Here is a 13,166-nt window from a genome sequence, read left to right on the forward strand (position 1 = left end):
TTGAGCATAAGTGTTTACAGGAGACCGGCATGGCCGATACCGCCCGCCCCTTTGAATTCACGCCTCAGGTCGCGGCTGAAACAGCGCCCATCTGGGAAAAGCTGAAGTCAAAGGTGTCGCCGCTGGAATGGCAGCTCCAGGCGCCGCTGATCGCCGAGATCAATCGCCTGAAAAAGGAAATGAACGCCGTCATCCTGGCGCACAACTACATGACGCCGGACATCTTCCATGGCGTCGGCGACTATGTCGGAGATTCCTTAGGCCTGGCGCGCGAAGCCGCCAAATCGGACGCGCAGATCATCGTTCAGGGCGGCGTGCACTTCATGGCCGAGACCTCCAAGATCCTGGCTCCGGAAAAAACCGTTCTGATCCCCGATCTCCGCGCCGGCTGTTCGCTGGCGACCAGTATTACGGGCGAGCAGGTTCGCCTGATCAAGCAGCGCTATCCGGGCGTGCCCGTCGTCACCTATGTCAACACCACGGCCGATGTGAAGGCCGAAACCGACATCTGCTGCACCTCGGCGAATGCCGTACAGGTCGTCGAATGGGCCGCGAAGCAATGGGGCACTGACCGCGTCATTCTGATCCCCGACCAGTTCCTGGCCAAGAATGTCGCGCGCCAGACCGATATCAAGATCATCGCCTGGGCCGGCGCCTGCGAGGTCCATGAGCGCTTCAATGCCGAGGACATCGCCGATGTCCGCGCGGCCCACCCTGGCGCTATAGTCCTGGCCCACCCGGAATGCCCGCCGGACGTCATCGCCGCCTCGGACTTCACCGGTTCGACGACCGCCATGGCTGACTATGTCACGTCATCCAAGGCCAAGCAGGTCGTGCTGATTACCGAGTGCTCGATGGCCGACAATGTCACCGCCGATGCGCCGGGCGTCGAGTTCTTGCGGCCGTGCAACCTGTGTCCGCACATGAAGCGCATTACGCTGCAAGGCATCTATGACAGCCTGCGCCTGCACCAGTTCGAAGTGACAGTCGATCCGGCCATCATCCCGCGCGCCGCCCTGGCCGTACAGCGCATGATCGACATGCCGCCGCTCGACAAGCCCGCCCGTTACGACATGGTCAAGGCCCGGCATCACGTCGATGTCGAGATGATTAGTTAGTCCGAAACACCTGCCGAGGGCCGGAGTGCGTATCAACTTCCGTTAGCCCCTCACCCCAACCCTCTCCCCGCAAGCAGGGAGAGGGAGTTTGGAAGGAGGCCATTATGGCCAACGACGTCCATATCCACAAAGGTCCGCTGGTCATTGGCGCAGGCCTGGCCGGTCTGTCGGTCGCGCTGAATGCCGCCCCGCAGAACGTGCTGGTTTTGGCGCCGGTCGCGCTCGGGAAAGCCTGTTCGTCAGCATGGGCGCAGGGCGGGATCGCCGCAGCCCTCTCGCCGGAAGACTCGCCCCAAGCCCACGAAGCCGACACGGTCGCCGCCGGCGCGGGCATTGTCGATGCCTTGGCCGCCAAAACCCTGACCGAGATGGGACCGGGCGTTGTTCGCAAGCTCAACGACATGGGCGCCCCCTTCGACCACAAGCCCGACGGCAGCTTTATCCTCAACCGCGAAGCCGCCCACGGCCTGGCGCGCGTAGCCCGTGTCGGCGGCGACTTGGCCGGCAAGGCGATCCTGGAAACCGTCGTCAACGCCGCCCTCACCTCCCCGCACATCGACATATGGGAAAGCGCGTTCGCGCTGGGCCTGATCAAGTCCGATGTCGACACCGTCATCGGCGCCCTGGTCGACTATCAGGGGCGCCGAATCGAGGTCTATGCCCCGGCTGTGGTGCTGGCCAGCGGTGGCCTGGGCGGCCTGTTCGCCGTCACCACCAATCCGGCCAATCTCCGTGGCGAGGGCATGGCCATGGCCGCCCTGGCCGGCGCCATTATCGCCGATCCCGAGTTCGTCCAGTTCCATCCGACCGGCCTTGACTTCGGCAAGGATCCGGCCCCTCTGGCCACCGAAGCCCTGCGCGGCGAAGGCGCGATCCTGGTCGACAGCAAGGGGGTCCGCTTTGCTTTGGAAGACCACCCGGACGGCGAGCTGGCGCCGCGCGACATCGTCGCCCGCGCCGTCCACAAGGCGCGGTCATCAGGCCGGGGCGCGTTTCTCGATGCCACCCAGGCCATCGGCGCGCACTTCCCCGAAGAATTCCCGACCGTCTTTGCCTCATGCATGGAGTCCGGTGTCGATCCGCGCACCCAGCTGATGCCGGTGGCCCCCGCCGCCCACTATCACATGGGCGGCGTCAAGACCGACATTCACGGCCGCACGTCGCTGAAGCACCTCTATGCTGCCGGCGAGTGCGCCTCGACAGGCGTCCATGGCGCCAACCGGCTGGCGTCCAACAGCCTGCTCGAAGCTGCTGCCTTCGGTGAACGTGTCGGCCAGGCTGTGCGCACCGTCGATACCGAGATGTTCGCGCCCGACGTCAAGGCCGCCCTGCGCCCCGAAACCCCACCGCAACTCGATGCCGCCGATCTCAAGCGCCTGCGCGAAGCCATGAGCCTATATGCTGGTGTGGTCCGCGATGAAAATGGCCTCAAGACCCTGCAAAAGCTGATCGGTGAGCTCGAAGCCCGCTACCAAGGGGCGCTGGCGTTGGTAAATGCACGCCTGATTGCCGATTGCGCCTTGCATCGTCACGAGAGTCGCGGTTCTCATTACCGCAGCGATTATCCGCAAACGGCGGCGCAGGGTGAACGGACCTATGTGCGCTGGGCGGAAGTCCAAAAGACCACCCATGGGGACGCGACAGCATGTATATCACCGGCCTGCCTGACCTACTGATCGAACCCGTCGTTCGCGACGCCTTGCGCGAGGACCTGGGCCTCGCCGGCGACGTGACCGCCTCGGCCGTCATCCAGCCCAAGGCGCGCTTCAAGGCCGAGTTCCGCGCCCGCGAAGCCGGCATCAGCGCCGGCATCGACTGCGCCCGCCTGGCCATGACGATGATGGATCCGCAGATCCGGTTCGAAACCCTGCTGCCGGATGGCAGCGCGGTAAAGGCCGGCGATGTGCTGGCCCGCATCGAAGGCAAGGCGCGCGCCATCCTGGCCGCCGAACGCGTGGCGCTGAACCTGCTGTGCCACCTGTCCGGTATCGCTACATTGACGTCGAAATATGTCGAGACGGTCGAAGGCCTGGCGACCAAGATCGCCTGTACGCGCAAGACCTTGCCCAATCTGCGAGCGCTGCAGAAGCACGCCGTCAAGTGCGGCGGCGGCCATAACCATCGTTACGGTCTGGATGACGCCATCCTGATCAAGGACAACCACATCGCCATCTGCGGCGGCGTCGGCCCAGCCATGGAACGCGCTAAGGCCGGGGTCGGCCACACCATGAAGATCGAGATCGAGGTCGACTCGATCTCGCAGCTGAAAGAGGCCCTGCCCTATAAGCCCGACGTGCTGCTGCTCGATAATTTCAGCCTCGACATGTACGCCGAAGCCGTCAAGCTGGCGGCTGGCAAGACGATCCTCGAAGCGTCGGGCGGTGTCAATCTTGAGACGGTGCGCGCTATCGCCGAAACCGGCGTGGACGTTATTTCGGTCGGTGCCCTGACGCATTCAGCGCCGAACTTCGACATTGGCCTCGATGCCGTCTAAGCTTCGCCCCGGATAAAGCTCAGCTTCGACACATACCGGCTAAGCGGGCGGTCGATCAGGGCTTCGAACAGGAAGGCCATGACCAGGGCGGTGGCGACACCCGCCGCCCATAAGGCCCATTGGGCTATGACCGGCATATGCAGCAGGCCGATCAGCCGGGGGCTGAGGCCGAACCATAGTGCGCCAACCAGCGAGTGGGTCAGGAACAGCGAGAACGACACGCGTCCCAATTGGTGCGACATCGCACCCTCGGAGAGGGCCACTGCGCCCGACAGGGCGATCAGGGTCGCCAGGGCCAGCAGGCCCACACCATCGGTCAACACTGTACGCGGCACCTGCTGAAGCAGCACCACGCAGAGGACGCTGACGACCAGACCGGTCCAGAAGGCCGGCGGTTCGATCTGCCAGCCGCGCGTCGCACGCTCGATCAGATTGCCGGCGAGGAAAAGCGGAACGGCGCGCAAAAGGCCCCAGGCGTAAGGCAGGTCCGCCAGGGCGCGGTGAGCGAAATGCGCCGCAGCCAGTTGCGCCCCCGTCAGGACCGCGAGTGCCAGCACGATGAGAACAGGATGGCTGAGGGTCCGCAGCACCGGTGCATAGACACTATAGAGGACGTAGCAGACCAGCAGGGCCGACAGGGTCCAGGTCGGAACATTCCACACCGGGCCATCGAACATTCCCCAGCCGTGGACCAGGAATGCCTGGGCGACAAAGCCGATCGGACTGTAATGGTCAGCATGGCCCGCCGGAAAGCCCGCCACCGTGCAGCCCAGGACAAAGGCGCCGAAGCCCAGCAGGACGATCATGTGTGGCGGCCACAGTCGCGCGAAACGGCGCAGGAAGAACTGCGCCGGACGAACGGTGCCAGTCGCAAGACGGTCGCCATAGGCGCGCGACAGGACATAGCCCGACAGCATCAGGAAGAAGTCCGTGGCCAGCCATCCTCGGCCCAACACCGGCAGAATGCGTTCCAGTTCGATCGGCGCATTCATGCCGTAATGGTAGATGAGGATGAAGGCGGCCGCCGCAAAGCGCAGCACATCGAGACTGGCGACACCCAGACGGGCTGACGACAGGCTGACGGCAGATGATTGCGGAACACTCGCGGCTTTCACCCAGCCTGCATAACACGGACGGATTAAAATTATCCCCTCGCAGCGCAGGCCACGAGGGGACGGTCTCATTCGTATGTGCGTTTGCCTACTTCTTTTCGGGCGGCTTCGGCGCTTCGCGCTTGATGCCCGCTTTTTCGCCCGGCTTCATGAACTTCACCAGCACACGCTGGCCGATCAGGAAGGGCGTGTTGTCGGCCGATACGACGACCTCGACGACGCGTTCGTCACTGGCTTCGTTGCCGCCATCTGACTTCAGCTTGCGCGCGCCGAAGGTAGCGGCAATACGGATGACCTTGCCGACATACATCTTGGAGGGGTCCGCCTCAGGGATGATCTCGACTTCCTGGCCGGCCGTGACCGAAGGAATGGCGCTTTCGACGATTTCCGAACGGACGATGTGCGGGATAGACGGTTCCAGGTCGAACATGTTCGACACGTTGAGCGTTGAAGCGCCCATACCCGGCTGGGCGTAGCGGCGAATGATCTTGCCGTCCATCGGCGCGCGGATGGTCGTCAGTTCCTGGTTGTACTCGGCTTGGGCCAACTGGGCGCGTGCCGTGGCGACAGCGGCCTGCTGGGTACCCAGCGTCGCGCTGGCCGTATCGATGGCGTCGCGCGCCGCGTCGAGTTTCTGCTGGGCGACGAAGTTCGACGGCGCCAGCTTGGCCAGGCGCTCATATTCACGTTGGGCCGTCTTGATCGTGACCTGGGTCAGGGCAAACTGGCTCTGCGCCTGGGAAACGCTGGCACGGGCACTGTTGACCGCCAGAAGCGTGTCGCGGTCTTCCTGTTTGGCCAGGATCTGGCCTTTTTTGACCATCTCGCCTTCCTGGACATAGACTTCGGAGACGATGCCGGGGCGGCGGGCGGCGACCTCGATCACCCCGCCTTCGACGTCGATCTTGCCGGCGGCAATCGCGGCGTAAGGTGACGGCGGTGCCTTGACGGCAGCCTTGGGGTCGCCGGGCTTGCCGCCGGGCGCGCCGGGCTTCTGGCAGGCGGTGAGCGAAGCGCCGGCCAGGGCAAGTGCCAGGATGCTGGCGGCGGTAGCGGAGATAAATTTGCGGGACATCGGGATTTTCTCTTGCATGTTTTTATTCAGCCGGCGGGTTGACCATCGTGTCCGACAGTATGTGGCCGTCTTCCATATGAATGACGCGGTCGGCGTAGGCTTCGAGACGCGGGTCGTGAGTCACGACGACCACCGCGGCTCCACGTTCCTTGGCTGCCTGGTGAAGCAGCTTGATGCACACCTGGCCGCTGACTGAATCGAGCGCCGAGGTCGGCTCGTCGGCGAACAACAGTTGCGGTTCCTTCGCCAGCGCGCGGGCAATAGCGACGCGCTGCTTTTCACCACCCGACAGTTCGGACGGATATTGCTTCAGGCGATGGCCGAGACCGACCGTTTCCAGGACTTCCTTGGCGCGGCGATGCGCTTCGGCCTTGGGGACCTTGCAGTATTTCAGGACCTGCTCGACCTGCTCGGTGGCGTTCAACGCCGGGAACAGGTTAAAGCCCTGGAAGATAAAGCCGCAGTGGTCGAGGCGGAACTTGTCGATCTTGGCGCGCTTCTTCTTCCAAAGCGATTCGCCCAAGGCCATCACCTCGCCTTCGTCGGGCTTCATAAGGCCGGACAGGGCTGCGATCAGGGTCGACTTGCCGGAGCCGGACGGCCCCATGACCATGGTGACCTGGCCGTGCCAGGCGTTGAAATCGACACCCTTGAGGACCTGCTGCTTGAGCTTGCCGATCTTGTAGCCCTTGGACAGGCCCTTGGCATCCAATGCGAGTTTGGCTGTCATCTGAGAAGGTCCGCAGGCTGGCTTTTCTTGAGAACGCCGAGCGAAATCAGGCCCGACACGATGGAGATGAGCATCAGCATGATGCCGACCGGGATATCGACGAACAGCGGGAAGTCCATGGGAACCCCGCCCCACTTTGCCAGCGCGCCGACACCCAGGACCAGAAGGGCTGTTAGCCCCAGTCCGGCGATACCGACCCAGAAGCTGAGTTCCATGATGATCAGCCGCAACGAGCCCATCGACACGCCCAGGGCCCGCAGAGACGCGAACTCCTTGATATTGGCCATGATGGCGCCTTGAAGGGTCTGCCAGGTGATGATGATGCCGATGCCGATGCCCACGAAGGTCATGAATCCGATCATGATGGCGATACCGCCCTCCTTCAGGATGCCACGCTGCGAGCTGGCGGACAGTTGTTCCCGGGTCCAGGCCTTGAACTGGCCATTGCCGATTGCCGTCAGTTCCGCCGCAACTTCCTTGGCGCGGCTGGGATCGCGCAGCTTGACCAGCAGTGGTCCGATGCGGGGGCCATCATCATACACATAGATCAGCTTGGCGGTCTGGAAGGAGGTAAAGACCTGGGTGTTGAACATGTTGGGATAGCCGTCGACGACACCGGCGACCGTGACGGTGCGACCGTTCATCTTGGCCTTGTCGCCGACCTGAACGCCCAGCTTGCCCAGGCTCGAACGGTCGAGGATAACCGCGTACGGCTCCTGAAGCGCCTGGATGACTTCATCCGAAAAGTCAGTGGGCAGCGTTGTTGACCCCTTGATCGGATCGACCACTACGACGCGGACGCCATCGCCCTTGGGCGGCTGGCCTTCCTTGGGGAAGTTTGACCAGAAGGCGAAGTTCATGATCATCGGCTGAACTTCCGCGACTTCCGGGTGCTGGTAAACCAGCGGGATCATGCGGCGCGGCTGGCCGCTATCACCAAAAATGCCATCAGCCTGCGGCGGCAGCACAATCAGGTGCGCCGGCGACTTGTCGACTGTGGCCGTGAACGACTTGGCCATGCCCATGAACATGCCGGTCATGGCTAGCACAAGAAGGCCGGCACAAGCCAGGGCGATAACGGCAGCGAGATACCGCCGCCATTCATAGAGCAGGGTGGATAGGGCTAGGGACATAATACCACTTAAAGAGGGCACAGGGTGTGGCCGGTAACATCTGCGACTTTATCGCAAAGGTCTAATTAAATCGGCGTAACCAAGTATGGACTTTTTACGTGGTGCTAAAAAACCATGGCCAGACTGTTCGTAATCGAACAATTAGAGCGACTTACGCGTTAAAGCGATTTTCGCGCCGCGTAGAAATAGGCCAGACCCGACCACAGCGAAACAATGGCGGCGATCAGAAGGGCCAGGTTCGACACGACAAAGGCGTCGTCATAGAAGTCGGGCGGCAGATCGAAGGCCGACCAGCTTTCGGTGACCAGCAGCGCACCCAATGCGACCAGTTGCAAAGTGGTCTTGATCTTGCCCATGAAGCTGACCGGCACCTGGACGCCCTTGGCGGCGGCAGTTTCCCGCAGGGCGCTGACACCGAATTCCCGGAACAGGATCAGCGCGGCCGGAAGCGCGAAGACCGGGTCGCCGGTTTTGATGCAGAACAGGCCCAGAATAGTGCCACAGACCAGGATCTTGTCGGCGATCGGGTCAAGAATCGCCCCCCAGCGGCTTTCGGCGTGCAGCTTGCGCGCCAGCCAGCCGTCGAGAAGGTCGGTGATGGCTGCAAGCATGTAGGTGTAAACGCCCCAGCGCTGCAGCGCATAGAGGGTTTCCGGCGTGACGTTGAGGAACGGAATACCGCCGACGGCCCCGGCCAGCAAGATGAACATCACAACGCCGCCGATCAGACGGATGACGGTCAGGGCATTGGGGATGGGGTTGACGTTCTCACCGGTCATTGGGCAGCGCTTTCGGGATTGGCTTTGCGCCATTGTAACCGGGGCAGTGCCGTCAACGGAAGCGTTTTATATTCAATAGCGTAAGAAAAGGCGCTGAGCATATGAGGCGCCTGCGGGTGAGCCCACTTGCCTTATTTAACCACGGAAAAACACGGAAAGCCTCGCGTTGCGAGGCGGCACGGAAAAGGCACGGAAGCGCCTTTCAGTCTATTCCGTGGTTAAATCAAGTCTCACCATGAAAGAAACCATAGATCTTCTGCGCCAGAGCTTCATTGATACCGGCCACCTGACGCAGGTCCTCGATGCGCGCCTTCGACACTTCCTTGCCGGAACCGAAAGCCGCCAGCAAAGCGCGCTTTTTGCGCGGGCCAATGCCGTCGATCTCGTCGAGCGGATTCTTGGTGATGGCCGCGTCGCGCTTCTGACGGTTGGCGCCGATGGCATACCGGTGCGCTTCGTCGCGCAGGCGTTGCAGGTAATAAAGGACCGGCGACTTGGGCTCCAGCATGAAGGGCAATCGCCCGGGAATGAAGAAGCGCTCCAGCCCGGCGTCGCGGTCCGGCCCCTTTGCGACGCCGATCACCTTGATGTCCGCGACACCCAGTTCGGTCATAACCGCCAGCACCGCGTCGAGTTGCCCCTGTCCGCCGTCGACCAGCACCAGGTCAGGCCGGCCAAAGCCCTTCTCGCCTTCGGGCAAGTCCTTTTCCTTGATCAACCGCATGAAGCGCCGGCGGAAGACCTCGGCCATCATGGCGTAGTCGTCCCCCGGCTTGGCGTCGAGATCGCGAATGGTAAACTTGCGGTACTGCCCCTTCATGAAACCTTCGGGGCCGGCAACGACCATGCCGCCGACCGCATGGGTGCCGCCGAGGTGCGAGTTGTCGTATACCTCGATGCGGATCGGCGGCCGCTCCAGACCAAAGGCCTCGGCTACGCCTTGCAGCAGACGCGACTGTGCCGACTGTTCGGCCATGCGCCGGCCCAAGGCAGCACGTGCATTGTTGAGCGCATTGTGGACGACATCGGCCTTGTCGCCGCGCTGGGGCTTTGTGACGACGACCTTGCGGCCGGCACGCAAACCCAGGGCCTCCATCATCAGGTCGGGCTCAGTCAGTGCGTGCGAGACAAGGACCAGCTTGGGTATCTGGCGGTCCTGGTAGAACTGGCCCAGGAAGGCATCGAGGATCTCGCCCTCGGTATCTTCGGAATCGACGCGCGGGAAATAGGCGCGGTCGCCCCAGTTCTGCCCCGCCCGGAAGAAGACGACCTGGACGCAGGCCGCGCCGCCTTCGGAATGGACGGCGAAGACGTCGGCCTCTTCGCCTTGCAGGTCGACCGAAGACGACATGACGACGTGGTTGAGCGACCGGATGCGGTCGCGCAGGTGACCAGCCTTTTCAAACTCCATATCGTCCGAGGCGACCATCATCTCCTGCGTCAGGCGCTCGATCACCACGCGGCTCTTGCCGCGCAGGAAGTCCGCAGCCTGGTTGACCAGCCCGCCGTATTCTTCGAGGGAGACAACGCCGGTACACGGCGCTGAACAACGCTTGATCTGATGCAGCATGCATGGCCGGGTGCGCGAGGCATAGACCGAGTCCGTGCAGGTCCTCAGCAGGAAGGCTTTTTGCAGGGTGTCGAGCGTGCGGTTGACGGCGCCGGTCGAGGCAAAAGGCCCGAAATAGTCGCCAGGGATAGAATGGCTGCCGCGGTGCTTGGAAATCTGCGGCGCCTCGTGATCCTTGCGCACCAGGATTTCGGCGAAGGATTTGTCGTCACGCAAAAGGACATTGTAGCGCGGGCGCAGGGCCTTGATCAGGCGCGCTTCCAGCAACAGCGCCTCGCCCTCTGTCTGGGTGCGCAGCAGGACCATTTCGCGCGTCAGCATGACCATGCGGCCGATGCGCTGGGAATGGACGCGGCCCTGCGCATATTGCAGGACGCGGCGCTTCAGACTCTTGGCCTTGCCGACGTAGAGCACCTCGCCATCGACGCCCAGCATGCGGTAGACACCCGGCGCATCGGGCGCCAGCGAGGCTTCGCGCCGGATCAGCGCCGCGCCGATCAAGGGCGCGTCGGGCTGGGGTTCCGGTCCCTGATCGGGGATGTCGATGATGATCTCTTCGCTCAAAGCGTACTGGGCCTTTTAAAGAAACCCCACCACCACGCCGTTTCACGGCGCGGTCCCCCTCCCCATGCCTTCGGCACAGGGAGGAGAGAAAGAGCGCGATCACTCCTCCCTGTCGCGGAGCGATGGGGAGGGGACCATTGGCGGAGCCAATGGTGGTGGGGTTCTTGTTTTTCTACACATTTCCGCCGCCAAACCTGTCAGCAGCGATTCCCTTAGACACATGATCCCGCGCCCGCGGAAATGCAAGACATCGTGTCCTTTACGCAACCTGTAACAATTTCTGTTCACGGCGGCGTGATCTCGCACTTGCGTCAGACGCGTATTTGCCTACATGGTGCGGCTGCATCCCTGTTGCTTAAGAGTCTTCATGTCCGCCGACGCATCCGCGCCAGCCGCATTCCGATCCGAGATCAGATCCCTGACCGGCCTGCGCGGCATCGCAGCGCTGTACGTCGTGCTGTTCCACGCCAACGGACTTGTGGCCTTTCCGGATGCGGTGCGCCCGTTCATCCGTCACGGCTATATGGCGGTCGACCTGTTCTTTATTCTCAGCGGCTTCGTCATGGCCATGATCTATGGCCACATGTTCCGCAACGGCTTCGACCTCAAGACCTTCCGCAAGTTCCTGCTGCTGCGCCTGGCGCGGATCTATCCGCTGTACCTGCTGATCACCGTGATCACCGCCGTGGCCATCACCACCGTGCTCAGCCATACCTACCGCTTCGACGATAATGTGCTGCGCGCCCTGCCCTTCAACTTGACGATGACGCACGTCTGGGGCCTGGCCTATTCGATCGTGCCGCCGTCGTGGTCGATCAGCACCGAGTGGGCGGCCTATCTGCTCTTCCCCGCCGGCGTCTGGCTGGGCTTGAGCACACCGCGCCGCTATGCGGTCCTCGGTGTCGCCGCTGCCTTCGCCGTCCTGGTGTGGATCGCGTTTGGCCCCTACTGGCTCACGCACTCGCACCGCACGATCGGCAAACTGGACGTCGTCCACTCCTATGCGCCGGGCACGACGCTGCGCTGCCTGGCCTCCTTCTATATCGGCCTCGTCGCCTTCCGCTTCAAACATCTGATCCCGGCGCGCGCCGCCGGCGTGATGCTCGTGCTGGCCCTCTTCCTGCTGGCGCTCAAGCAGACCGACCTGTGGCTGATCGGCGTCTTCACTGTCCTGATCATGGCGCTGAGCCACGACCAGGGCCGCGTCGCCCACGCCCTTGGCACGCCTGTCCTGCACTGGCTGGGCGTCGTGTCGTTCGCGCTTTATCTGGTGCACGACCTGATCCAGAAGGTGATCTTCAAATCCTTCCCGGTCTGGGGCGTCGGCACCGGCATCCCGAAGATGGCCTGGGTCGCCATCTCGGTCGCCGCCGCTTTGGGTATCGCGGCCCTGGCGCACTACTATTTCGAAAAGCCGTCGCGCGTCTGGGCCCGCGACCTGATCAAGGCGTTCGACAACCGCAAGCCGGTCTTCCGTCCTGCCTTTACGCGCGTCACCGGCTATTTGCGTTCTGTCGCCGCCCGGCCGCTTCCGCCCGCCGAGTAACTACCACGTCGGATCGACGGGCGCCCCACGCAGGGCTTCGTTGATTCGCCTGAGACTGCCGCCGTTGATATTATCCGGCAGCTTGTCGAGATCGAAAAAGGCAGCGTCGCGGATTTCGCCGTGCGAGGTGCGCTCGACCGTTTCCCATTTATCGACGCGGAACAGCAGGACGTGGTCGCCCGGAAAGAAACGCTCATTGGAGTGGATCGACAGCAGTTTCGGCGCCTCCAGCGGATTGACGCCCGCCTCTTCGCGCAGTTCCCGCGCCACTGCCGCCTGAGTCGTCTCGCCGCGATCGACGCCACCGCCCGGCAGCCACCAGCCTTGGATATAGGTATGCTCGATCAGGAGGACGCGACCGCGCTCATCGAGCACCAGGCCCCGCACGCCGAGCGTCTTCCCGCGCGTCAAGCGTGAATGCGTAAAGAACAATGGCCGCGTATAGGGCTCGACCCAGCGCTTCCAGTCCTGCCATTTTGTGTCGGTCATAGGCGGCACCATGTCGCGGTGCAGCAATAATGGCAAGCCGCCAATAGAGATTTCTCAGTCGAGACTTGTGTCGTCGCCCCAAGGCAGCTAACAGGAGGACATTATAGCTTCCGGAGTATTCCCATGGTCGCCATCGCCATCATGTCCGCCTTCCTTGTCGTCGTCGCGATCTTCAACCTGGTCGATTTTGGCCGTATCGACTGATGCTTGAGGGCGACTACACCGCAGCCGTGCTTGAGACCATAGAGGTCCATGTGCGCTGCGGGCTGCACGCCTTCGAATATGAGCGACCGAATCGCCTGCTGGTCAGCGTCTGGCAATATGGCCGGCTGAAACCGGGTGAGTTCATCGATTACGACCTGGTGCGCAATGCCGTCGTCGCCTGGCAGGACAAGCCGCACGTCGAGCTGCTCGAAACCCTGCTCGACGACCTGATGGCTGCGGCCTTTTCCAATCCACTGGTGCTGGCGTGCAAGGCGCGCATCATCAAGCCGGATATCTTTCCAGATACCCAAAGCGCCGGCGTCGAAACGGCGCGTTATCGTCCCTCATGATA

At 62.7% G+C, this 13,166-nt stretch carries 12 protein-coding genes; 5 read left to right on the top strand and 7 right to left on the bottom strand.

What is annotated here, in order from left to right; all coding sequences use genetic code 11:
* Nucleotides 1-29 precede the first annotated feature (29 nt).
* The 3 genes from nadA (at nucleotide 30) to nadC (ending at nucleotide 3,612) form a co-directional block, all read left to right on the top strand.
* Nucleotides 30-1,118, top strand: coding sequence for a quinolinate synthase NadA (gene nadA, locus AC1DON_RS10905; protein WP_476934828.1), 1,089 nt, complete (start codon nucleotides 30-32; stop codon nucleotides 1,116-1,118).
* Nucleotides 1,119-1,222: 104 nt separating this feature from the next.
* Nucleotides 1,223-2,794 (top strand): L-aspartate oxidase, encoded by a 1,572-nt coding sequence (locus AC1DON_RS10910; protein ID WP_476934829.1) that lies wholly within the window; start codon nucleotides 1,223-1,225, stop codon nucleotides 2,792-2,794.
* Complete coding sequence (nadC, locus tag AC1DON_RS10915; RefSeq protein ID WP_476934830.1) at nucleotides 2,764-3,612, top strand: carboxylating nicotinate-nucleotide diphosphorylase; 849 nt, start codon at nucleotides 2,764-2,766, stop codon at nucleotides 3,610-3,612. The genes AC1DON_RS10910 and nadC overlap by 31 nt, the downstream gene beginning before the upstream one ends.
* On the opposite strand, the gene AC1DON_RS10920 is transcribed toward nadC, so the two are convergent.
* From AC1DON_RS10920 to uvrC, 6 genes are all read right to left on the bottom strand, one after another.
* Nucleotides 3,609-4,727: an acyltransferase family protein gene (locus AC1DON_RS10920; RefSeq protein WP_476934831.1), complete on the bottom strand. Its 1,119-nt coding sequence runs from the start codon at nucleotides 4,725-4,727 to the stop codon at nucleotides 3,609-3,611. The genes nadC and AC1DON_RS10920 overlap by 4 nt on opposite strands.
* Nucleotides 4,728-4,812: 85 nt before the next feature.
* Nucleotides 4,813-5,799 (bottom strand): HlyD family secretion protein, encoded by a 987-nt coding sequence (locus tag AC1DON_RS10925; RefSeq protein WP_476934832.1) that lies wholly within the window; start codon nucleotides 5,797-5,799, stop codon nucleotides 4,813-4,815.
* 22 nt (nucleotides 5,800-5,821) lie between these two features.
* Nucleotides 5,822-6,529 carry an ABC transporter ATP-binding protein gene (locus tag AC1DON_RS10930; protein WP_476934833.1) on the bottom strand — a complete coding sequence of 236 codons (708 nt, stop codon included), beginning with the start codon at nucleotides 6,527-6,529 and terminating at the stop codon, nucleotides 5,822-5,824.
* Entirely contained in the window at nucleotides 6,526-7,662 is a 1,137-nt protein-coding gene (locus AC1DON_RS10935) for an ABC transporter permease (RefSeq protein ID WP_476934834.1), read from the bottom strand. The genes AC1DON_RS10930 and AC1DON_RS10935 overlap by 4 nt, the downstream gene beginning before the upstream one ends.
* A 158-nt stretch (nucleotides 7,663-7,820) precedes the next feature.
* A complete protein-coding gene (gene pgsA / locus AC1DON_RS10940; protein WP_476934835.1) occupies nucleotides 7,821-8,441 on the bottom strand; it encodes a CDP-diacylglycerol--glycerol-3-phosphate 3-phosphatidyltransferase in 621 nt (206 codons plus the stop codon).
* A 223-nt stretch (nucleotides 8,442-8,664) separates the two neighbouring features.
* Nucleotides 8,665-10,563: an excinuclease ABC subunit UvrC gene (gene uvrC, locus AC1DON_RS10945; protein WP_476934968.1), complete on the bottom strand. Its 1,899-nt coding sequence runs from the start codon at nucleotides 10,561-10,563 to the stop codon at nucleotides 8,665-8,667.
* A gap of 379 nt (nucleotides 10,564-10,942) precedes the next feature.
* Here uvrC and AC1DON_RS10950 point away from each other — a divergent pair, with 379 nt between their 5' ends.
* A complete protein-coding gene (locus AC1DON_RS10950; protein WP_476934836.1) occupies nucleotides 10,943-12,121 on the top strand; it encodes an acyltransferase family protein in 1,179 nt (392 codons plus the stop codon).
* On the opposite strand, the gene AC1DON_RS10955 is transcribed toward AC1DON_RS10950, so the two are convergent.
* Nucleotides 12,122-12,610 carry an NUDIX domain-containing protein gene (locus AC1DON_RS10955; RefSeq protein WP_476934837.1) on the bottom strand — a complete coding sequence of 163 codons (489 nt, stop codon included), beginning with the start codon at nucleotides 12,608-12,610 and terminating at the stop codon, nucleotides 12,122-12,124.
* A 203-nt stretch (nucleotides 12,611-12,813) separates the two neighbouring features.
* Between AC1DON_RS10955 and AC1DON_RS10960 the strand changes: the two genes are divergently transcribed.
* Nucleotides 12,814-13,164: a dihydroneopterin aldolase gene (locus tag AC1DON_RS10960; protein ID WP_476934838.1), complete on the top strand. Its 351-nt coding sequence runs from the start codon at nucleotides 12,814-12,816 to the stop codon at nucleotides 13,162-13,164.
* Nucleotides 13,165-13,166: the final 2 nt, after the last annotated feature.

The organism is Asticcacaulis sp. P4_H10 (assembly GCF_056400965.1).